This window comes from Myxacorys sp. (assembly GCF_059501405.1).
Map to the genome: position 1 here is coordinate 92,507 of NZ_JCACCM010000127.1, position 19,922 is coordinate 112,428.

Genomic DNA, 19,922 nt, shown 5'->3' on the forward strand with positions numbered 1-19,922 from the left:
CGACCATAGTAAAATTTGAAATTATCGACAAAGGCTATGTAGTCCTCTGTAATCATTTATTCAAGTAATCATCGGTTGACAGTTTACACTGATATTCGCGATACTGGTAAACTGATTGACTATTTTTTGGCTCGGATCAGGTCCCAATAATTCGCAAACGCGAGTTAACCTGTACGGCTTTTACTAAGGACAAACACATGCTTTACGCGATTATTGAGGCAGGCGGACAACAACTGCGCGTCGAAAACGGTCGATTTTATGACCTCAATCGGATTGTCGGAGAGGCGGACTCTCAAATCACGATCGATCGAGTGCTGTTCGTCAACAACGAAGGAGACATTAGCATTGGTGAACCCCTTGTAGAAGGTGCATCAGTGCAGTTTAAGATCATGCGTCATCTGCGCGGGCGCAAGGTACTCGTTTACAAGATGAAGCCCAAGAAGAAAACTCGCAAAAAGCGCGGTCATCGTCAAGAGTTGACTCGCTTGATGGTGGAGTCGATCACCATTGGTGGTGAAACGCTGACGGCAGCAGGCTAGGCAAACTTAGCCCCGCTCTTTGACAGACGGTAAGATCAACGAGAAAGCAATAGAGGGAATCATGGCTCATAAGAAAGGTACAGGCAGTACTCGCAACGGACGCGATTCTAACGCTCAGCGCTTGGGCGTTAAGCGTTACGGCGGTCAGGTTGTGAAGGCAGGCAACATTTTGGTGCGTCAGCGCGGCACGAAGTTCCACCCTGGAAACAATGTCGGTCGGGGCAGCGATGATACGCTGTTTGCCTTGATCGAAGGCATTGTGACGTTTGAACGGCGCGGTAAGAGTGGTAAGAAGATTAGCGTTTATCCTACTGCGGTTGAAGCTTAAGCTTCTGAAATTCCAGCTTGTGGAAAAGCGGCTCCAATTGGAGGCGCTTTTCTCATGATTTTCTTTACAGTTCGTAATTGAATAGGCGAGCGATCGCAGCCTCGAACGTTTTAGACTTTTAAGATACTGCCCACTGCTCAAGCCTGCATTTATCTCTATGTTTCCAACTCACCGTCCTCGTCGGCTGCGTACTCATCCCCAACTGCGTCGGATGGTGCGTGAAACTGTTCTAAATACAAGCGATTTAATTTATCCGTTGTTTGCCGTTCCGGGGGATGGCATTGCGAATGAAGTCAAGTCGATGCCGGGTGTCTTTCAACTCTCGATCGATAAGATTGTAGAAGAAGCAAAAGAAGTTTACGATCTCGGCATTCCGTCCATCATCCTGTTTGGCATTCCGGCTGATAAGGACACAGACGCAACCGGCGCTTGGCACGACTGCGGCATTGTGCAGAAAGCCACCACTGCCGTTAAAGAAGCCGTTCCTGATTTGATTGTCATGAACGACACGTGTTTGTGTGAATACACGTCTCACGGTCACTGCGGCTATCTCGAAACAGGCGATTTAACTGGGCGAGTGCTGAACGATCCAACGCTGGAACTGCTGAAAAAAACAGCCGTGTCTCAAGCCAAAGCGGGAGCCGATATCATTGCGCCTTCTGGGATGATGGATGGCTTTGTGAGTGCTGTTCGCGAAGGCTTGGACGAGGCAGGATTTCAAGACATTCCAATTATGTCGTATGCGGCTAAGTATGCGTCGGCGTATTATGGTCCGTTCCGAGATGCGGCGGATTCTGCGCCCCAATTTGGAGATCGCAGAACTTACCAGATGGATCCAGGCAATGCGCGGGAAGCGCTCAAAGAAATCGAACTCGATATTGCTGAAGGCGCAGACATGCTAATGGTCAAGCCTGCGCTCTCTTATATGGACGTGATTTTGCGGGTCAAAGAAGCGTCGAATCTGCCAGTTGCGGCTTACAACGTGTCGGGTGAATATTCGATGGTAAAAGCGGCAGCGCTTAACGGTTGGGTCGATGAGGAGCGAATCGTTATGGAGACGCTGACCAGCTTTAAGCGGGCCGGGGCAGATTTAATTCTCACTTATCACGCCAAAGATGCGGCTCGTTGGTTAGGCGCGTCGTAAGTTTGTTTTATTGCCGTTCATCAAAACAGCCTTACCCTCTTCGGGTAAGGCTGTTTTGATCTGATTGGATTAGTCTGATTGAATTAGAAAGATAGAGCTTGAATTAAAAAGATAGAGCCAACTATTGGAGATGCTCTCAGTTTCCAGAGGGAGCAAACAGTTCATCGTAGTCTTTCGAGAAGTTCGCTTTTACATCCTGGAATTCTCCTGGCGTCACTGCCGCATTTAGCACCGAGAAAACCCCTTTAACGTGGACAGCCGCCGTTGACGGATCAACGCCTTCTTTTTGGCTAACTCGGCTGTAAAACTCTTCTAGGTTGAAGTGGTCGCCGAATTCACCTTCACGGCCTCTAAGATGTTTTGCTAAAGGCTCTGGAAGCTGTGCCGCTAGTTGGCTAGCTTCATCTCCTACAATTCGCTCTTTCAATGTTTCTAGCGTTGCAACAACTGCTTTCTCAGCCGTTTCACGGGAATCAGCTTGAGTGTAGCTTTGTACGTGTTTAATGAATTCATCGTATTGCATGAGTTATATCCTGAATTCAGTGAACTTATGTTACAAGTGTTTTCTATTTGCCGTTGCGCTTAATCTGCAATTAGGATGAGATCTAGTACCGGAATACTGCCGCGATCGCAGCCTTGTCGGGCATCTTTTCAGGCTCAACCGCATACACCACACCACCATTCACAATGGTTTGAATCGCCGCTGCGTCTAGCAAGTCTTCATCACCAGGCTCAGGCTCTGAGTGGATTTGCATTTCGTTTGCTTCGGCATCAAATCGTCCCCACTGCTGCCTTCCAACCGCCACAAAAAGCTGCTGCACTCGTCCATAATAGGCGGCAGGAACCGTTTCATTCAGGTCGGTTGAGGTCACGTTAGTATTCGACAAATCGTGATAGTAATTTGCGGCGTCGTCGATCGCTTTTGTGAACAGTGGTTCTGCGATCGCCCATGCTTTTTCGTGTAATTCTTCTGGCTTCTCAACTTTCACATTGCCCGCGATGTTGTCTTCTGTCACGAGATGAGGATAAGTGTTCGCCTCGTGATAGATCGGCATGAGGTATTCGACCCCTGCCAAAATGAGTGGCGCACGTTTATCTTTCAGGAATTCGTGAACTGCATCATCAATAACATGGAAAAATTGCAGCAAATCTTGTTTGATGTCATCTTGATCCGGGCTGCCTTGTCCATGAAACTGTCCGGGCTGTTGAGAACTGGTGAAATTCGATGCGCCGCTTGTCGTGCCGATACGAAACTGTCCATCCCCGGCGGTTTCGTCATACTGCAACGCCTCATCCATGCTGGTTGGAAGATTGAGAACCTCAACCTCCCGCAGGCTCATGCGATCGCCTTGCATAAATCTCACGTCTTTCTGACTCAACGTGAGCACATAAAATCGTCCATCGCCTGTAAGAAACGGCAGAATCGGTTTGAGGTGAAATTGGTCGGTAACAACCACAAGTTCTGAGAAATCCTGTGGAACTTGGTAGTAACGATAGAAGGTATCTGCTACAAAAATAGCCAGTCCGCGATCTTGATGCTGCCAAAAGTCATCCCGATCGATCTCGTCAATTACATAGACGCAAAAACTCATTAGCAGCATCTTCATCTAGCCCATTGTCCACTAGCGCTTGCTGTGCCGTCCTGATCAAGTTTTTAAACCGGATTGGATTTTGCCGAGTTTCTGCTCCTGCTACGACAGTGGGCATGTAGATCGAAACGCACAACTCTTTAGGTTCTTGCACTAGCGTTTTTACTTCTTCAACTGTTAATATGCTCATTTAATAACTCTCCAAGCAATTTTTGATTTATCGCTATGTTGCGCCACAGATTGTTAATCGTGATCTAACTAATGTTCTTAAATCCTGCTTTCCGCAATCAGCTTTGCGATTACTATTTGCCTAAAAGCTTGAATCAATTCGTTCAATTCAGCCAAGCTTCTAGGCAAATAGCACATTCAATTGGACTTGGTGCTAGTCACCAAAGACGGATTTTGCAACCGATTTAATCGAATCTCCTGCGTCTGATAATGTTTGCGTGAGCGATCGCTGCTCTTGTAAGAAGATCCGCGCACAGTTGCGGCCTGGCAGTCCAGAAATCGAGCCGCCTGGATGTGTGCCTGCTCCTGTCAAATACAACCCCTCGATCGGAGTTTTGTAGTTTGCAATTTCAGGCAGCGGACGAAAACACATCATCTGATCAAACGTCATATCCAAGTGGTAATAGTTGCCACCCAACATGCCAGTGCGGTCTTCTAATTCGGGCGGACTTTCGATATGACGAGCAATAATCGAGTTTTGAAGATTCGGCGCGTAGGTGGCGTACTTCTGAAGCACGCGATCGGCAACCTCGTTCTTCAACTCCTCTGTCCAACCCGTCCCCTTCATGCCCGTGCCTTCCTTACCTGCAATCTGGTAAGGCACAAAATACTCAATCCAAAGCGTATGTCTTCCCTCTGGAGCTAAGGTTGGATCAAGAAGAGAAGGTACAACGCTATACATGGAAGGATCATCAATCGGAATGCGACCAATCTCTGGATCGGTATGAGCAAGCTCAACTTGATTCACAGAATCGGCAATCAGAACCGATCCCATCATGTATTCATCACGATGATTATGATGCTCAAAGCGAGGTGCTTCAGACAGCGCACAATCGATTTTGAGAATCGCTTCATTGCGGTTGATAATCCGCCGATCAACACGCTCGCGCAATCCAGAATCGACATCCTTCTCATCCATCAGGTGCAAAAACACCCGCTTGGCATCCAAACTAGAGATGACGCCCCGTTTCGCCCGAAATTCTTCACCGTTTGTTAATCGAACTCCAACTGCGCGATCGCCGTCCACCAAGATCTGTTTAATGGCTTTATCAGTCAGAATCTCGCCTCCCAAACTGCGGACGCAGCGAACCAGAGCGTCCGTTAACGCTCCGGTTCCTCCTTTCGGACGAGCCATTCCAGGATGATGACGCAACGCCAACATCATTGCTCCAATCGACATTGTTTTCTGCGATGGAGGCGAACTTAGCTCACCAGCCAACCGTGCTAAAGGGGCTTTGACGAATTCTGAATCAAAATACTCCTCTAGCTGGTCAGTCGCGCTGGTTAAAATCGACCGGATGAGATCCAGCGTTCCATCCGTCGATCCGGTCAGCGAGAACACATCTTTTAGCTTACTGATGTCGTAATTGCCGATAATATCAATGATCGATTTAGGCGGTGCATTAAAAACGGGCGTAACGAGCCGGATAATGTGCTGCCAAAAGTCAATGTATTCAGCGTACTTTTTAGCATCTCGCGGATTGAATTGCTCAATTTCTGAACACGTTTTTTCAACCGATCGGTGCGCTAGAAAGTATGACCCGTCGGGATGTGGACAGAACACAACGGGGTCACAAAACAAATACTCTAAGCCATGGCGCTCAAGCTCTAGCTCCTGTACGACGGGTCCCAAGTGAATAAAAACATGATTAATCGCGCAAGGGCTGAACTTAAATCCAGGAGCATCTTCTGGCATCAGTTCCTCAGTGGTTGCGGCCCCACCAGGAATCTCGCGCTTTTCGAGCAAAAGAACCTTATATCCTGCTTTCAAAAGATAGGCAGCGCAAACCAATCCGTTGTGTCCTGCCCCAATGATGATTGCGTCGTATTCTTGCATTTATTCTTTAGTCTTTTTCGTTAGAGTGAGTATCTGGTCTTTCCATTGCGTCCGGGTTTACAGGCGTAACATCTTGGTCATCACGCGAGTAATCCGCTTCCGTTGGCGTTTCACCTGGATCTGTATCAATATTGCTGTTTTGATTGACATTGGGCTTTGTAGACTGCCCTTTTTTGCTTGCATGACCGCTCATAGCATGATCCTTACAACGAATTGTTGGTATACCGAACACTTCTCATTAAAATTAGCTTTCAGAAAGCAAAATCTATCCAGGGAGGTGTCAATGGGAAGAAACAATCTGTAACAAATCCGTAACGTAAGAAGGAGGGCAAGCTTTCAGAAGTCCGTCAAAGTAAGGGTAGTTCTATTTTTAATTGGGCTTTATTTGCCTAAGTTCCCAACTCACGGAGCTTTTAGTTACAACCTTGCTTGAGAGGCGTTGTCCTATGTTTAGCGATCGCTTGGAGATTCCTACCGTCAATTCTGAGTTTATTGCTCAATTCCGCAGAGATATCTGGGAGTTTGGCAACCTAGCTTGGTTATTGGCTCTCGGCGATCGTATTCTGACGGCGTTTAGTCATGGACTTCCACCTGCGATCGCTGTAGCGCAGTTTTTTACGATCGCGTTTCTCGCGCTCTGCTGGTTGTTGCTCAATCCTGACTCCAACGGCACCGCAGAAGTTCTCTATAGCGCCTTCAAACCTGCCGAGGAGCAGCAGCACGTGGCTCCTACCCTTGAGAGAATTCGGCGGTTTGGCTATCAGCAGGCATTCACGTGGAATGGCTGGAAGGTTCACCACACAGTTTTTCCCAACCCTCGTAGCCAGGTTCCAGTCATCTTTGTACATGGGTTTGGCGGCTCAATTGGGCATTGGCGACAAAACATGTCAGCCCTGTCCAAGTCTCACAGCGTCTATGCGATCGATCTGCTTGGATTTGGGGCCTCTGACAAACCTGACATTGAGTACTCTGTCGATCTTTGGGTCGAACAGCTGCATGACTTTTGGAAAACCTTTATTGATAAGCCAGTTATTTTAGTTGGAAACTCGATTGGTTCATTGACGTGTCTAGCGACTGCCGCCGCTCATCCTGAGATGGTGCGAGGCGTTGCTATGATTAGCTTGCCAGACACCTCTAGCCACCATGAATCTATTCCGCTAGGGTTGCGTCCTTTCGTCCGTACGCTCCAAAAGATTCTACTATCGCCGCTTGTGTTGTATCCGTTGTTTTACGTGTTACGGCAACCCTGGATTGTTCGGCACTGGGCAAGCGTAGCTTACGCCTGTAAAGAAGCAGTGACCGATGAATTACTAGAGATCCTTGTGAAGCCTGCGAGAACAAAAGGTTCAGCCCAAGCGTTCTGTGCCATTCTTAAAGCAATGGCGAGTCCAACGTTTAGTCCTAGTATTCGCTCTATTTTTAGCAACGTTAAGATGCCGTCACTTCTGCTGTGGGGCAAAGAAGATCGAATGATCCCACTTGATTCAGTAGAGCGCTTTTCTAACTACAACCCGAAGCTCCGAGTTGTGACGCTAGACAATGCTGGGCACTGTGCTCATGACGAATGCCCAGAACAGGTCAATCTAGAATTAATCAATTGGATCAGAGCGGAAGTGTTAACAGCAAAATAGTTGCATTTGGTTTTGTTTGCATGATTGCTAGTTTGAATGCTGTATGTGAGGTTCTGAATAACCCATTCTGATAACCTGTTTAGGCATCCAAGGTTTCTTCTCTCACCATTCAACTCTCGATCAACGCCTCACCTCGTCGATACAATTCCCTCGCGTAGTCTGTCCAAGCGCCTTGTCCCCAGTAGCGGAAACAACTCGTTTGCAATAGTAAATTGCAGAGTAGTGCTTCTTGATAGTCGGCTTGCTGCGTTACCGAGGGATTGCTGCTTAAGAGCGAATCATACTTTTGATGAAACTTAGCACTCAACCGATTCATGGGTTCTAAAACATTTTCATATCCTTTGACCCAACTGAGATCGTCTGTCCACGATGCGCCATCCATGTGAAAGCGATCGTCGCTAGATTTAAGAGTTGCAATGACCTCTTCCACCTTCTCAGGGATTGCCTGATCCGCAGCCACCTGTTGCCAGATCTTGTGCTGCTGAACCGCTTGAATGGTTGGATACTCGTCAGGCATCGCACCCGCCGCTTCAATCAATTCCAAATATTCCGTACCATTCATCGCGACTGTACCGGAGTGATTTTCACCGCGATCGCGAATCTCGTGATACACCCGAACTAAATCTCGTGGGTACTCATTCATCATTACTCCGCCATTTTCACCATCTGCAATTTGAGTGACAAGAGGCGGAATGCTAACCGAACCAAGTTGCTGTTTCCCCAATCCTTTCGCTTCAAAATAAGGTTGCATTTGCGCAACCAATTTTGTGTCCGATCCTTGCGTTTTAATTAGTGCCGTAATGCTGATCGTTTCGCCATTAGAATTTCTTGCTACTAAGCGATTAGGGATATATTTCTGTTCATGATGCAATTGAGATCCGTCTAACCGCTCAACCGAATGTTCTTGCACCATCAACCAGCGATATCCACATTCCTTCAACGCTTTGATGTACTGAAACAAGGTGTCCGGATGGTTGGGTAAATGCATTTCTGGCGGCGAGAAACCTTTGACTCGCTTCAAGGCATCAACGCCAAACAGCGAGGCAAAATACTGCTGCCAAGCTTGGATCTGCAATTTAATATCTGGAATGGGCGTAGACGGAACTACTGCATGGCTCCACATCGTGCCAAGCCACTCGACGTAGGGCTGATACTGAGCGTCGCAGGTAATTCGTTTCAAATGGTTCAGAACGTCCTCGCGCCCCATTTGCTGCAATCCCCACAGCAAATTACCGGAGTAGTCGAGCATAATGCGAGGATTACAGCCTTGGGCAACCAAGTCAGGAATAAACTCACCCATGCGACCATAACACCACGCAAATACGCCTGCATTGTGGTTATCCCCATCGTTCGGATGCTCAAACATGTGCTGCAAATTGCTGATCAATTCGCCATTTGCTCCAGCGGGAATCGTCGGTTGATGCATGTGCAGCGCACACGCAAATCCAGCCGAGATGCTTTCAAGACTGAGATTGGTTGTGGGAAGAAAAACCGGATCTGTACTTTGAACAATGGAAGCAATTTCTGCTTCCCAACCACAAATGTTAGGTAAACCCAACTTAATCGGATTTAGAGCGCGTAAATCGGTGGTGATAGTCATAAGTTCTTCCTCGTAATTCCTAAGAGATAGACGCTCTTTGCCAATCACACGCAGTCTATGGCAAATCATATCGCAGGAACCTTTGCAAAAAGCAGGTTCCCTAGACTCGCAAGAAGCAATAAATTTCTGAGACTGTCAATCACAAAGAGCTAATCTATCTCTTCGTCAAGCCAAAGGTCAGCCTAACAGCTATCTATTTTCTACAGATTGAAACTAAAAATTTTTGTTAAACTACCTATTTCTTCTAAACCAAAAATCTATCTCAGGGTATACTTTTCAAAATTCCAGCGAATTGACGAAACGTTACAAACCTTGGAGAAAGCAGCCCGTGCAAGAAACAACCCATCTGCACCTAGACTCTGAAATCAGTAGACTAACTTGCGCTCTAGCGACTCGCAACGCTGACATCGGTAAATCTATCATCGTTGGTCTCAGATGCCAATTAACCCTACGAGATGTTGCAGGAATCGTGATTGTTAGTTTAGAGCGCCTTCTTTGGGTAGATCCTCTCGCGTTTTGCTGGGCAGTCGAACAAATCATTCCAGGTTATGTGATGAGAGAGATTCGCCGCATTACAACCATTACGCTTTACAAGCAACTCATTCACCAAGGGCTAGAACCCGGAGAAGACTTTAGCATGGATGCTAAGGGTTCAGTGTTACTGAGCGATCGCGCCAAAGCTGATCTTTACACCTAGTCATTTTCAAATTCAGGTCTAGTTAGCGTCAATATTCCACGGCTAAAGACACCTAAATTCTTTCAATGCAGGTGTCTCTTTTTTGCGGTTCCTTGCGCGAATCGTGGCAAAACTGCTCCGGTTGGGCAACTTAAAGATACAGAATTCTGTATCGATACTATGTCCTGCTCATCAGATCAGTTAGATATTACCATTGTCATTCGGAGCTATAACGCAGCAAGCAAGCTCCCAGCCATATTAGAACAATTGCGCTTGCAAACAGATACTAAAGAGCTTCATTGGGAAATTGTTGTTGTTGATAACAACAGTACTGACAATACGGCAGAAGTTGTCAAGCACTATCAAAGTGAATGGAATCAGTCTTGTGAACTGCGCTACATTTTTGAGCCCCAACAAGGAGCCGCGATCGCGCGTCGGCGCGCGATCGAAGCTGCAAAGGGCGCTCTGATCGGATTTCTCGATGACGATAACATCCCTACTCTAACTTGGGTTGCGGCCGCCTACACGTTTGGACAACAGCACCCAAACGCAGGCGCATACGGCAGCCAGATTCTACCAAAATACGAAGTCGAACCGCCTCAAAACTTTCATCGCATTGCTCACTATTTGCCCACCATGGAGCGGAAAGACAGTTTCCGCTATGATTCTTACAAACGGGGGCTTCCGGTTGGTGCAGGACTCGTCATCCGCAGACAGGTCTGGTTAGACCACGTTTCTTCTAAGCAAATTGTTCAGGGTCCAGTGAAAAATGGCTTTGCGCTCAAAGGTGAAGAAACGGAAGCTCTGTCGCACATCAAGCTTGCAGGTTGGGAAATCTGGTACAACCCAAGCATGACGATCGTGCATCAAATTCCTGAGTGGCGACTTGAGCGATCGTATCTGCTAAATTTCTTTCGCACTATTGGTCTGAGCCAGCACCGCTTTAGGATGCTGCGGTTTCGCCCTTGGCAAAGACCGCTCATGTTTCCGTTCCTGCTGTTCAACGACCTCCGCAAAATCTCCCTTTATTTTCTTAAAAATCGCCGCGTTCTTTCGGTTGATCTCGTTGCTGCTTGCGAAATGGAGTTTTTTGTCGGCAGGCTCTTTAGCCCTTTCTACATCTGGAAAACTCTATTGGTTAATCTATTGGTTAAATAACAGCTTGTGGTTAAATAACAGCCTGCCGTTCAACCGCCAATCACTTGCAACACTCGCTCCATATCTAGCAAAAAGATCACGGACGTTGTCTTACCTTGAGGCAACACCGCTACACGACTTGCGATACTAAGCGGGTGATGTTGCTGATAAGGGGCAGGTAACTGTCGAAGTGTAGCCGCATCTAACTCAACCAAATCAGGCGGCGTATCGACTCGAAGGGCACAGAGTTCTCCTCCAGCTTGCGTCACGATTAGAAACTGCCCGTATTGCGGAACAGAGTCCACTTGCTTCAGGCTGAGATGAGAATAGAGATTGAGAACTGAGATTGCCAAGTGTTTAAGATGAACTAACTCCACCCCATTCAAGGGCTCATTTGCGCTCGATGGCATCCCAGTCACAGGCGCGTTCACTACTCGTAGCACTGACTCCAGCGGCAGAGCTAACCGATATCCGGCGATCGAGAAAACAATTACTTTAAGCACAGTCTCAATTGACGTTGATTTAGAGCGCGGCGCTAACATGGTCATCACATGACTTCCTTTCTAATCAAATTACTCACTAAACTCAAAAGAGCATCTTCTGAAAATGGTTTTGTCATATAGGCTGAAGCGCCCAACTGCACCGCAAGCTGCTGGTGCTTTTGATTACTTCGCGAAGTCAACATAATCACCGGAACTTGCTTGAGCTTAGATTGCTGGCTGTAGCGCATGAGAAACTCAAATCCATTCAGGCGGGGCATCTCAACGTCGCAGGTTATCAGTTGAATATTAGGATTCTGCTGGAGTTGGGCGATCGCATCTAAGCCATCTTGCGCCTGAATGACGTTATATCCTGCTTCTTGAAAAGTGAACGTCAGCGCTTGTCTGACCGTAATGGAGTCGTCAACCACCAGAACGCAGCCCGCCGCCTGAACGGAAACTTCTGGTTCAATTTCAGGAGGTAGACCTACAGCATGGAATTCATCCTTTTCCGTCAGCGAAACTTTAGACGATACTTCCAGCAAATTCTTTCTAGCAAGAAGGGTTTGCTGCACAAGCGTCACCCCGTCAATCACGAGAATTAAGCGTCCGTCTCCTAACACGCTACATCCATAGATGTAAGGCGGCGGCGTCAGGGTCGTTCCCATGGGTCGAATCACCAACTCCTGCTCACCAATAATTCGCTCAACTTCCAGTCCGACCCATTCTCCCTGCCGTCGTACTAATAACAAAGGGGTAGAGACTGTTCCGATCTCTTGCATTGAGTTTTGCGTCGATTCCGGAACTGCCACCCTTGTGGTGTAGCTCACGAGTTGAGAAATTCGATGCACTGGAGCAGAACATTCTTCCTCTCCTTGCTGCCAGTGAAAAACTCGTGTACTGCCAACCACTTCAAGCTGTTCCGCATTAGGAGCAACGATCCGTTCCACTTCGTCCGATAAGAAGCCATAAACCGCCTGCCCAATTTGGCAAACGAGTAATCGCGCACTCATCAGCGTCAATGGCAATTGCAATGAAAATGTAGTACCCCGATGTAGATCCGATGTAACCGTGATATTGCCTCGTAGCGATTGAATATGCGATCGCACCACATCCAAGCCAACGCCTCGTCCAGACAGTTCACTCACCTGTTTAGCGGTCGAAAACCCTGGCTCAAACAACAAATTCAGTAATTCTGTGGGTGAAAACTGTTCTACTTGAGCAGAAGGTAATTGCCGTAACTCAAAACCGCGCTGACAAATTTGGTGCAAGTCCAGCCCACCGCCGTCATCTTGCACATCAATCAGCGTTCGATTTCCCTGCTGATAAGCCCGAATTGCGATGCATCCTATCTCTGGTTTCCCATGCTGACAACGAATTTCAGTCGCTTCAATTCCATGATCAAATGCATTGCGAATTAAATGCAGCAATGGATCAAATAATTTCTCGGCAACTGCCTTATCAACGAGAACTTGCGTCCCACTCAACCGCAGCTCAACGTGTTTGCCATAGGTTTCTGTTAGCTGCTGCACAATTCGCGGAAGACGGTTTAAAACTGCGCCGATCGGCATCATGCGAGCCAGCATCAAGTCATCGCGCAAGTAGTTTAATAGACGTCCTTGTTGGCTGCGTGCGATCGTGGCTTGCCGCACACGCAACTCGATGGCTTCTGCCTCCATCTCTAGCGGTACTAGCTCTTCTAAAGCAGATTGCAGTAATTCATGCACTTCATTGTGCTGATCAAGTTCGAGGGCATCAAATTTTATTTTTAGCCCATCGCCTGCGGTTGATCGGCGATCGCGGCGGTTCACCAGAGTTTCAGGAGAGACTAATAGGCAATCTGCCCATTCCCGCAGTTGCAGCATTGTTTGCTGATGCCGTCTCAGTCCCTCCATTAGTTCGCTTACAACGAGTTGCAAATGCTCGTCTTGCAAAACTTGCTGATTTTGATGGATGAGAAGCTCGCTGGTTGTGTAGTTTAGCGATTCTAGCTGCTCTAAATTAACCCGAACCATTGCCATTTGAGAAGACTCTTCCAAATGAGACATATTCTCAACCGGAGTAGCCAGACGTTGAGTGATGGGCTGTTGGATTGGTGGCTGAGATGGCTGAATCAGTTGGGCTGGTGGCTGAGATGGCTGCAATTCGGCTTGCGTTGTCTCCAGAGGTTCGTCATCCCAAACCTCAAAGCCGTGCGTACTAAGTCCGTCGCTAGATGTTTCAGGCGTTAAGTCGAAAGATGAAGGGGAGTCTAAAGAATGCTCTAACTCTTGTAAAGCTAACTGAATCGAATCTGTGTCCAATTCAATTTGAGAATCCTTATTCGTCTCAAGCTCTACCAGAGGTTGAGGCTGAATTGGTGTTCCAACAGACTTCGCTTCGCGAACCCCTTTGGAGCTTGGTACAGCCATTTTCTCCGAAGTTGTGCCTTGTGCTAATCGGATCGTTTTGGAATCAGAGGCCGTCCATAAAGGGCGGTGAAGCAGCCGCAGGAAACGATTCCACGATTGCATCACTTTAGTCCGTCGATCGACCCGACTAGTAGCCTTCTCTACGCTTCGGTGACTCAGCTGCTTTAGTGCTTCAGAAACCTCTCCCCCACGGCTTCGATCTCCTTCAAGGACTGCAAATTGCCCTTGTCGGAAATCTGTCAACGCGGCTTGCGCGATCGCAGCACTTTGATCTGGATTAACTCTCAGTGCCTCTAGTGCCGTCTTCGCGATCGCGCCGAACCCCGACAAGTTTAACGATTCTGATAGCCCTAAAAAGACTTCTGCTTGAGTTTGTAGTGTTTCTCCAATCTGCTGAGGCGGGCTGGTAGAGAGCGCGATCGCTAATTGCTCTAGCCGCTCTTGCACTCCCGTCTCAAACAGCGATTGAGTGATGTCAAACCCTAACTCCGTAGAAGACGGAATTGCTGCCTCCGGATTAAAGTGTTGCCCTAGCTTTATGCGTAACTGTTTAAACACCGCTTCTGACTGAGCCAGAACGGCTGGATTACTCTTGACCTCAGGATTATCTGTACTAATGGCGCTCATCAAGGGCAAGCGCAAGCACTCGTAGCCCTCAAACAACAGCGTCTCTAGCTCGGTATCAATCTCGACCTCCGGGTTATAGAGGGCTTTAACCACATCTTCTAGCGAGTGCGCAATCGTTTTAATGTCATTAAACCCAACGCTAGCGGCCGCCCCTTTGAGGGTATGTGCGGCTCTCATTAAGTTATGGACTTTAGCAGGAGAGCGCTCCTGGCGCAAGCTCAACAGATCTTGCTCAATGCTGTGCAGCAAATCTTGAGCTTCCGTTAGAAAGTACGAGTACGTTTGTTGGCGAATCGTTTTGTCAGACATGATAGGAAATCAGGTTTGAATTTCGAGTTTTGAGCAATGAAAAGAAGCTAATGAAATAAGGTTTGAATGAGCTAATGTTCAACTCAAAACTCAAGCATCAGAACCTCAGAACTCTTAGTTCACTTTGAACGCACCCACACTTGTTTGAAGCTGTTGTGCTGTTGCCATCAACTCTTGGAAAGAAGCTGAAATTTGGTTCGAGTGGGCGGAGTTTTTGTTCGCTAGTGTTGCCACGTCTGTCATTGCTTGCGTCACAGCTTGCGTCTGCTGTGTTTGTGCCAGCGTTGCCTGCGTGATACCTTGCACGAACTGACTGATTTGAGCCGTTGCATTAATAATTTCAGTTAACTGCTGGCGCGTTTCGTTCACTAAGCTAGTTCCACTTACCACCTGCTGGATTCCAGTATCCATTGCTGTGGCAACCGCACTCGTTTCAGACTGGATTTCCTGGGCTAGTTTCTCAATTTCGCGCGTTGCCTCAGCAGATTGACGAGCGAGCGATCGCACTTCATCCGCTACGACTGTAAAGCCTCGCCCATACTCACCTGCCCGAGTTGCTTCAATAGAAGCGTTCAACGCCAGCAATTGCGTTTGCGTTGTGAAGTTGCCAATCAAGCTGACAACTTTTGAGATCTTTTGCGACGACTCACTCAAGCGCTTAATTTTTTTACTGGTTTCCGCTACCGTTTCACGAATTGACATAATACTGTCTACCGTGCGGTTCATCGCAGCATCACCGGAACGCACCGTTTGATTTGCCTGCTGTACAGCTGATTCGACTTGCCGCGCATTCGCTGCCACTGCTTGTGTCGAACTCACCATTCCCTCAATTTGATCCAACGCCCGGGTTACTTCTTGTAACTGCTCCTCCGCTTGTTGAGAGAGTTGGGCGATCGCACCTCCACTATTGTGAGAGGTTTGCGTCACTTTGAGCGATGTTGATTGAACCTCAGTAACAATTTTTCGCAAGCTTTGAATCGTGTTGTTATACGCATCTGCGATCGTGCCGACTTCAGTTTCCGTAACTGGGACTCGAACCGTTAAATCTCCTGAAAAAACAGGCTTAATCGCCGCCAACAACTGAATCACCTGCTGTTGGAGTTGCTCTTTAGCAGTTTTCTCCCGTTCAGCAGATTCAGCTAACTGTTCGCCCTGAAACCACAGTTTCTCCAAAGCTTCTACTTGCTCTAAAGCAACCCCTATCTGTCCAGCAAGCTGATTAAGTAACACAACATCGGCGTCTTCCCAATGCCTGGGTTCTGAGTTTTGGTAAACTCCCAAAATTCCCCAAAGCTGTTGCCCTTTAAAGAGGGGGACTAGCACATACGCTCTTGCCTCAAATTTTTCTAGAAGCTCTACGTGGCAAGGAGCATGACCTGCGGTGTAGATGTCATCAACTGCAAGGCTTTCCCGATTGCGATATCGTCCGCCTTGCGTCTCCATGAGATAGGTGTCTCGAACGTTTGTACCCACTTCTGTACCGACGAGTTTGCACCAGCCACTGCTAACTGATTCATGAACAAAATCGCCGCTCCAGTCGGAATTAAAGCGATACAGTGCCACCCGATCGACTTTTAGTAACTGCCGAATGTCTTGCGTCGTCACTTGGAAAACTGTATTCGCGTCAGAGGGTTTTCCGATCAGGCTGATCGACTGTCGAAGGTGCTCGCCTACCCTCGATAGAATCTTCTCTCGCTCGCCCTGACGCTGAATCTGCAACACATACTCTGCCTGCTGCAACGCCACTCCAAACTGAGATCCAATTTGGCTCAAAAGGTTAATTTCCGACTCTTCCCAGTGACGCGGCGCAGAGTTTTGATAGGCTGACAGCAATCCCCAAAGCCGAGAACCTGCAAAAATAGGGACGATCACGTAGGCTCGAACCTGAAATTGCTCTAGAACGGCGATGTGGCAGGGGTGATGGCCGATGGTATAGATATCATTAACCGCATAGCTTTCGTGGTTCTGATATCGTCCTCCTCCAGTTTCTTGGAGGTGCGTATCTTCCCAGACGCTTTTTACGAGAGGAACCCAGCCTGCATCCACTGACTCCGCTACATACTGTCCGCTCCAGTCTGAGTTAAATCGGTAAACTGCGACTCGATCTGCTTCTAGCAATTGGCGAATCTGTTGGGTCGTTTGTGCGAAAATCGTCTCAACATCCTGAGCCTGACGCATCTTCTCGATGACCGACTGGCCAACCTTTTCGATAATGTTGATAAAACTGCGTTCGCGAGCGGCAACCTTTGCCAATTGTTCCGACTGTGCCTGGATCTGCTGCGTGTATTCCGCCTGCTGAAGTGCTACACCAAGCTGAGTTCCAATTTGCATCATCAGCGTAGTTTCAGATGCTTCCCACTCCCGCACTCCTGAGTTTTGATAGGCTGCCAGCAGCCCCCATAACCGATTACCTTGAACGATCGGGACAATGATGTAAGCTCTTGCCTGAAAGCGCTCCAAGAAGCTGACGTAACAGGAGGGAAATCCTGACTTGTAGATGTCGCTGACGGCTCTGAAATTTGCTCCTTTGGTGTAAGCGCCGCCTTGCGTGTCTTGAAGGTAGGTATCGGTTAATTTTGCACTGCTACTGACACCCAATGTTTTTGCTGTGCAGTCCATCGCATTGTCACGGAAACTGGCATCTTCTTGCTGGGCCTGCATAAATGACACCCAGTTCCCGGTCAAAGCTTCAGCTACAACCTCACCACTCCAATCCGGCTCAAAATGGTATACACAGACTCGATCCGCATTCAGCAACTGTCGGACTTCTTGCGTAGCAGTTCTAAAGATCGTATTGACATCTAACGTTGTGCGAATTTTTTCGATGACTCGTGCTGTAGCTCGTTCTCGGTCAGCTACTTTTTTCAATTGCTCGGTTTGCGATCGCACCTGCTGCAAATAGTCCGCCTGCTGCAACGCCACGCCTAGTTGAATGCCAATTTGCGTCATTAATGCCGTCTCAGGTGCCTCCCATTGGCGGGGTGCAGAGTTTTGATACGCTGCTAATAAGCCCCACAGCTTCCGATCCTGCATAATCGGCACAATAATGTACGCTCGTGCTTGATACCGTTCCAGCACTTCGAGGTAGCAAGGCGTAAATCCAGCTTGGTAAATATCAGACACCGCCCGACAGCCCTCTCCTTCGGCATAACTACCGCCGCGAGTCTCTTTGAGGTAAGTATCAGATGCCTTTGAGACTGCACCGCGCATCGACTTGACAAGGCTGCAATCACTTACATTGTCTAGCAGGGCAGGATTATCGGCTTGGTCTTGCAACACGGAAGTCCAGCCGGGAGCAACCGATTCAGCAACAAATCCACCGCTCCAGTCTTCTTCAAAGCGGTAAATTCCGACGCGATCGACATTTAGAAGCTGCCGCACTTCCTGCGTTGTTGTGCGAAAAATAGTCTTGGTATCGAGCGATCGCCGGATGCGATCGATCACTTTGAGGATCGCTTTTTCCTTCTCGTTTTGCTGATTGAGACGAGATGAGAAGTTAGACTGCTGCAAACAAACAGCTAGCTCCAGACACAATTGGTAAAGCAGCGTCACTTCTGTTTCTTGCCACAAACGAGTCTGAGAACATTGCTGCACCACCAGCAGTCCCCAAGGCTGCCCAGCAAGCAGAATCGGCAGGCTCAAACTTGCTTTTACCTGCAACTGCTCTAAAAGTTGATGCTGATATGGCATCAAGTCAACTCGGTTAACATCTTCGATCAGCACCGCCTGCTGTTTGACATACTCTTCTGGCTGATCAAAACAAAAACATGTTATGGGCGGCGTTTCATTTAAAGCAGGAGTCCAGCCACGTTGCACAGACTCGGCGATCACGTTGCCTGCACTATCTGTATCAAAGCGATAGAGGATTGCTCGATCCGCTTGCAAGGTTTCTCGCGCCACCTTCACAACCACCTTTAGCAAGGCATTGAAATCAGAAGTCTGACGCATTTGAGCCGCGATCGCAAGAAATTGTTGACGCTGATGGCGCAATTCACGAGCCGATGCTACATGTCCTTCTTTTCTCGGTTGGGTTGCCGCAAATTCAGCAACTTGACGAAATAGATTCTGCACATTTGGCTTCTCTAAAAGCCCTGCCTGCTTAAGTTCTGACTTTAACCCCGTTAGAGCCGTGACAACCTGATGAATGTCCCATCCCGTTTTATGAGCCTCTGTCTTACCATTAACACTGCCGTTACCATTTCCATTACTACGGCTTTGAGGCAGCGCAGGCTCTACTCCAGCCATTGATTCTAACGTAGGCTTGCTTGAGCTCTGCATGGGCTGACTTGATAGACTAGCCGTAAATTCTTCTAACGTGGGTTCCGAGGAAAATAGAGAAGTCATATCCAACGTAGGATCAGTGTGGCGGGAGTCGGGCATGGTCATGTCCTGAGGTAGGGTTAATAATCAGCGCTAGAATTTCTAAGTTTGTGAGTTTGTAAATGGGGATCTTCCAATACAGCAGAAGTATCTAAAACGATGGTGTGTTCATGCAGAAAGTAACCTTTTACAAAAGGCAACAAGCGTGGCGCAAATAGCTCATTTGAGGGCGAACGCATCTGCTCTGGAGCGTGTTCTTCAATATCCTGAACCTCTGAAACAGCTAGTCCTAACAACTGCAATTTCTTCTGCACAACAATGATAGTTAGAGTTGACAGACGCTTTGTTGTTCTTACCAAGGAGTTAAATCCGATCTGATTTGACAGATCAATCAACCACAGCGCCTCACCGCGCCAATTCAGAACGCCTAATACGGACTCGTTCATGTGGGGAATCGGCAGCACCTCAGTTATCGATATGGTGAGTACAGCGAGCACGTCTTGCACAGGGGCGAGAACGACGTGATCTGGCTCTAACCGAAACCGTAGAAATTTCTGCGTAATTTCAATCGGTGCTGGTTCAGCAAGTAAAGATTCTAGACTGGCAATAGAGGATGCATAGGGAGAAAACAAGGGAGGGATGTCAGATAGCTCAGCCATGAACTCAATCCTCTACTTGATCAACTGTCGAATTGTGGTTAGGAACAGAGTTGGGTCAACAGGCTTAGGGATGTAAGCATCTGCTCCTAACAAGTTGCCCCACATCTTATCAACATCGGTATCTTTGGTGGAGCAGATGATGACTGGAATTCGATTGGTTCGAGGGTCAGCTTTTAGTTCTCGGCAGAGTTCAAAGCCGCTTTGACCTGGCAAAATTACATCTAGCACAATGAGATCAGGGGTCGAATTGCTAAGTTTAGTTTGCGCTTCTTCTCCACTGTGAGCGCTCACAACTGCTAAGCCTGCTTGATGTAAATAATTGCTCAAAATCTGCATTTCAGTAATGCTATCTTCAACCACCAGAACAGTACTCATTTCTTTTTCTCCGTAACACGATTTTAAATGGGA

General features: G+C 47.8%; 17 protein-coding genes. 6 read left to right on the plus strand and 11 right to left on the minus strand.

Annotation, left to right across the window (positions count from 1 at the left end; genetic code table 11):
* Positions 1–197: 197 nt before the first annotated feature.
* The 3 genes from rplU (at position 198) to hemB (ending at position 2,011) form a co-directional block, all read left to right on the plus strand.
* Positions 198–539: a 50S ribosomal protein L21 gene (rplU, locus tag AC5I6P_RS17750; protein WP_495695110.1), complete on the plus strand. Its 342-nt coding sequence runs from the start codon at positions 198–200 to the stop codon at positions 537–539.
* Between the two features lie 61 nt (positions 540–600).
* The gene (gene rpmA, locus AC5I6P_RS17755) at positions 601–867 is read left to right on the plus strand and encodes a 50S ribosomal protein L27 (protein ID WP_495695111.1); all 267 of its coding nucleotides are present in this window, start codon (positions 601–603) and stop codon (positions 865–867) included.
* A gap of 157 nt (positions 868–1,024) precedes the next feature.
* Positions 1,025–2,011: a porphobilinogen synthase gene (gene hemB / locus AC5I6P_RS17760; RefSeq protein ID WP_495695112.1), complete on the plus strand. Its 987-nt coding sequence runs from the start codon at positions 1,025–1,027 to the stop codon at positions 2,009–2,011.
* A gap of 136 nt (positions 2,012–2,147) precedes the next feature.
* Here hemB and AC5I6P_RS17765 read toward each other — a convergent pair whose 3' ends face one another.
* From AC5I6P_RS17765 to AC5I6P_RS17785, 5 genes are all read right to left on the minus strand, one after another.
* A complete protein-coding gene (locus tag AC5I6P_RS17765) occupies positions 2,148–2,534 on the minus strand; it encodes a DUF2267 domain-containing protein (protein WP_495695113.1) in 387 nt (128 codons plus the stop codon).
* A gap of 82 nt (positions 2,535–2,616) precedes the next feature.
* Complete coding sequence (locus tag AC5I6P_RS17770; RefSeq protein ID WP_495695114.1) at positions 2,617–3,603, minus strand: baeRF7 domain-containing protein; 987 nt, start codon at positions 3,601–3,603, stop codon at positions 2,617–2,619.
* Positions 3,578–3,790, minus strand: coding sequence for a hypothetical protein (locus AC5I6P_RS17775; protein WP_495695115.1), 213 nt, complete (start codon positions 3,788–3,790; stop codon positions 3,578–3,580). Before AC5I6P_RS17775 ends, AC5I6P_RS17770 begins: the two co-directional genes overlap by 26 nt.
* Positions 3,791–3,982: 192 nt before the next feature.
* Entirely contained in the window at positions 3,983–5,665 is a 1,683-nt protein-coding gene (gene crtO, locus AC5I6P_RS17780; RefSeq protein ID WP_495695116.1) for a beta-carotene ketolase CrtO, read from the minus strand.
* Positions 5,666–5,672: 7 nt separating this feature from the next.
* Complete coding sequence (locus AC5I6P_RS17785) at positions 5,673–5,858, minus strand: hypothetical protein (protein ID WP_495695117.1); 186 nt, start codon at positions 5,856–5,858, stop codon at positions 5,673–5,675.
* Positions 5,859–6,111: 253 nt separating this feature from the next.
* Here AC5I6P_RS17785 and AC5I6P_RS17790 point away from each other — a divergent pair, with 253 nt between their 5' ends.
* Positions 6,112–7,296 (plus strand): alpha/beta fold hydrolase, encoded by a 1,185-nt coding sequence (locus AC5I6P_RS17790; RefSeq protein ID WP_495695118.1) that lies wholly within the window; start codon positions 6,112–6,114, stop codon positions 7,294–7,296.
* A gap of 109 nt (positions 7,297–7,405) precedes the next feature.
* Here AC5I6P_RS17790 and AC5I6P_RS17795 read toward each other — a convergent pair whose 3' ends face one another.
* Positions 7,406–8,896 carry a glycosyl hydrolase family 57 gene (locus AC5I6P_RS17795; protein ID WP_495695119.1) on the minus strand — a complete coding sequence of 497 codons (1,491 nt, stop codon included), beginning with the start codon at positions 8,894–8,896 and terminating at the stop codon, positions 7,406–7,408.
* Positions 8,897–9,224: 328 nt separating this feature from the next.
* On the opposite strand from AC5I6P_RS17795, the gene AC5I6P_RS17800 reads away from it, so the two are divergent.
* Both AC5I6P_RS17800 and hpsE read left to right on the plus strand, forming a co-directional pair.
* A complete protein-coding gene (locus tag AC5I6P_RS17800) occupies positions 9,225–9,593 on the plus strand; it encodes a hypothetical protein (protein ID WP_495695120.1) in 369 nt (122 codons plus the stop codon).
* 159 nt (positions 9,594–9,752) lie between these two features.
* The gene (gene hpsE, locus AC5I6P_RS17805) at positions 9,753–10,730 is read left to right on the plus strand and encodes a hormogonium polysaccharide biosynthesis glycosyltransferase HpsE (RefSeq protein ID WP_495695121.1); all 978 of its coding nucleotides are present in this window, start codon (positions 9,753–9,755) and stop codon (positions 10,728–10,730) included.
* Between the two features lie 29 nt (positions 10,731–10,759).
* Here hpsE and AC5I6P_RS17810 read toward each other — a convergent pair whose 3' ends face one another.
* The 5 genes from AC5I6P_RS17810 to AC5I6P_RS17830 all read right to left on the minus strand — a co-directional run bounded on the left by AC5I6P_RS17810 (position 10,760) and on the right by AC5I6P_RS17830 (position 19,889).
* The gene (locus tag AC5I6P_RS17810; RefSeq protein ID WP_495695122.1) at positions 10,760–11,257 is read right to left on the minus strand and encodes a chemotaxis protein CheW; all 498 of its coding nucleotides are present in this window, start codon (positions 11,255–11,257) and stop codon (positions 10,760–10,762) included.
* Complete coding sequence (locus AC5I6P_RS17815; RefSeq protein WP_495695123.1) at positions 11,257–14,535, minus strand: hybrid sensor histidine kinase/response regulator; 3,279 nt, start codon at positions 14,533–14,535, stop codon at positions 11,257–11,259. Before AC5I6P_RS17815 ends, AC5I6P_RS17810 begins: the two co-directional genes overlap by 1 nt.
* 114 nt (positions 14,536–14,649) lie before the next feature.
* The gene (locus AC5I6P_RS17820; RefSeq protein ID WP_495695124.1) at positions 14,650–18,915 is read right to left on the minus strand and encodes a GAF domain-containing protein; all 4,266 of its coding nucleotides are present in this window, start codon (positions 18,913–18,915) and stop codon (positions 14,650–14,652) included.
* Between the two features lie 20 nt (positions 18,916–18,935).
* The gene (locus AC5I6P_RS17825; RefSeq protein WP_495695125.1) at positions 18,936–19,514 is read right to left on the minus strand and encodes a chemotaxis protein CheW; all 579 of its coding nucleotides are present in this window, start codon (positions 19,512–19,514) and stop codon (positions 18,936–18,938) included.
* Positions 19,515–19,526: 12 nt separating this feature from the next.
* Positions 19,527–19,889, minus strand: a complete 363-nt coding sequence (locus AC5I6P_RS17830) for a response regulator transcription factor (RefSeq protein ID WP_495695126.1) — start codon at positions 19,887–19,889, stop codon at positions 19,527–19,529.
* Between the last annotated feature and the right edge of the window lie 33 nt (positions 19,890–19,922).

Bases quoted from the DNA above. Each gene is read 5' to 3' on its own strand.
- rplU (WP_495695110.1), top strand. From the start codon at position 198: ATGCTTTACGCGATTATTGAGGCAGGCGGACAACAACTGCGCGTCGAA.
- rpmA (WP_495695111.1), top strand. From the start codon at position 601: ATGGCTCATAAGAAAGGTACAGGCAGTACTCGCAACGGACGCGATTCT.
- hemB (WP_495695112.1), top strand. From the start codon at position 1,025: ATGTTTCCAACTCACCGTCCTCGTCGGCTGCGTACTCATCCCCAACTG.
- AC5I6P_RS17765 (WP_495695113.1), bottom strand. From the start codon at position 2,534: ATGCAATACGATGAATTCATTAAACACGTACAAAGCTACACTCAAGCT.
- AC5I6P_RS17770 (WP_495695114.1), bottom strand. From the start codon at position 3,603: ATGAGTTTTTGCGTCTATGTAATTGACGAGATCGATCGGGATGACTTT.
- AC5I6P_RS17775 (WP_495695115.1), bottom strand. From the start codon at position 3,790: ATGAGCATATTAACAGTTGAAGAAGTAAAAACGCTAGTGCAAGAACCT.
- crtO (WP_495695116.1), bottom strand. From the start codon at position 5,665: ATGCAAGAATACGACGCAATCATCATTGGGGCAGGACACAACGGATTG.
- AC5I6P_RS17785 (WP_495695117.1), bottom strand. From the start codon at position 5,858: ATGAGCGGTCATGCAAGCAAAAAAGGGCAGTCTACAAAGCCCAATGTC.
- AC5I6P_RS17790 (WP_495695118.1), top strand. From the start codon at position 6,112: ATGTTTAGCGATCGCTTGGAGATTCCTACCGTCAATTCTGAGTTTATT.
- AC5I6P_RS17795 (WP_495695119.1), bottom strand. From the start codon at position 8,896: ATGACTATCACCACCGATTTACGCGCTCTAAATCCGATTAAGTTGGGT.
- hpsE (WP_495695121.1), top strand. From the start codon at position 9,753: ATGTCCTGCTCATCAGATCAGTTAGATATTACCATTGTCATTCGGAGC.
- AC5I6P_RS17810 (WP_495695122.1), bottom strand. From the start codon at position 11,257: ATGACCATGTTAGCGCCGCGCTCTAAATCAACGTCAATTGAGACTGTG.
- AC5I6P_RS17815 (WP_495695123.1), bottom strand. From the start codon at position 14,535: ATGTCTGACAAAACGATTCGCCAACAAACGTACTCGTACTTTCTAACG.
- AC5I6P_RS17820 (WP_495695124.1), bottom strand. From the start codon at position 18,915: ATGCCCGACTCCCGCCACACTGATCCTACGTTGGATATGACTTCTCTA.
- AC5I6P_RS17825 (WP_495695125.1), bottom strand. From the start codon at position 19,514: ATGGCTGAGCTATCTGACATCCCTCCCTTGTTTTCTCCCTATGCATCC.
- AC5I6P_RS17830 (WP_495695126.1), bottom strand. From the start codon at position 19,889: ATGAGTACTGTTCTGGTGGTTGAAGATAGCATTACTGAAATGCAGATT.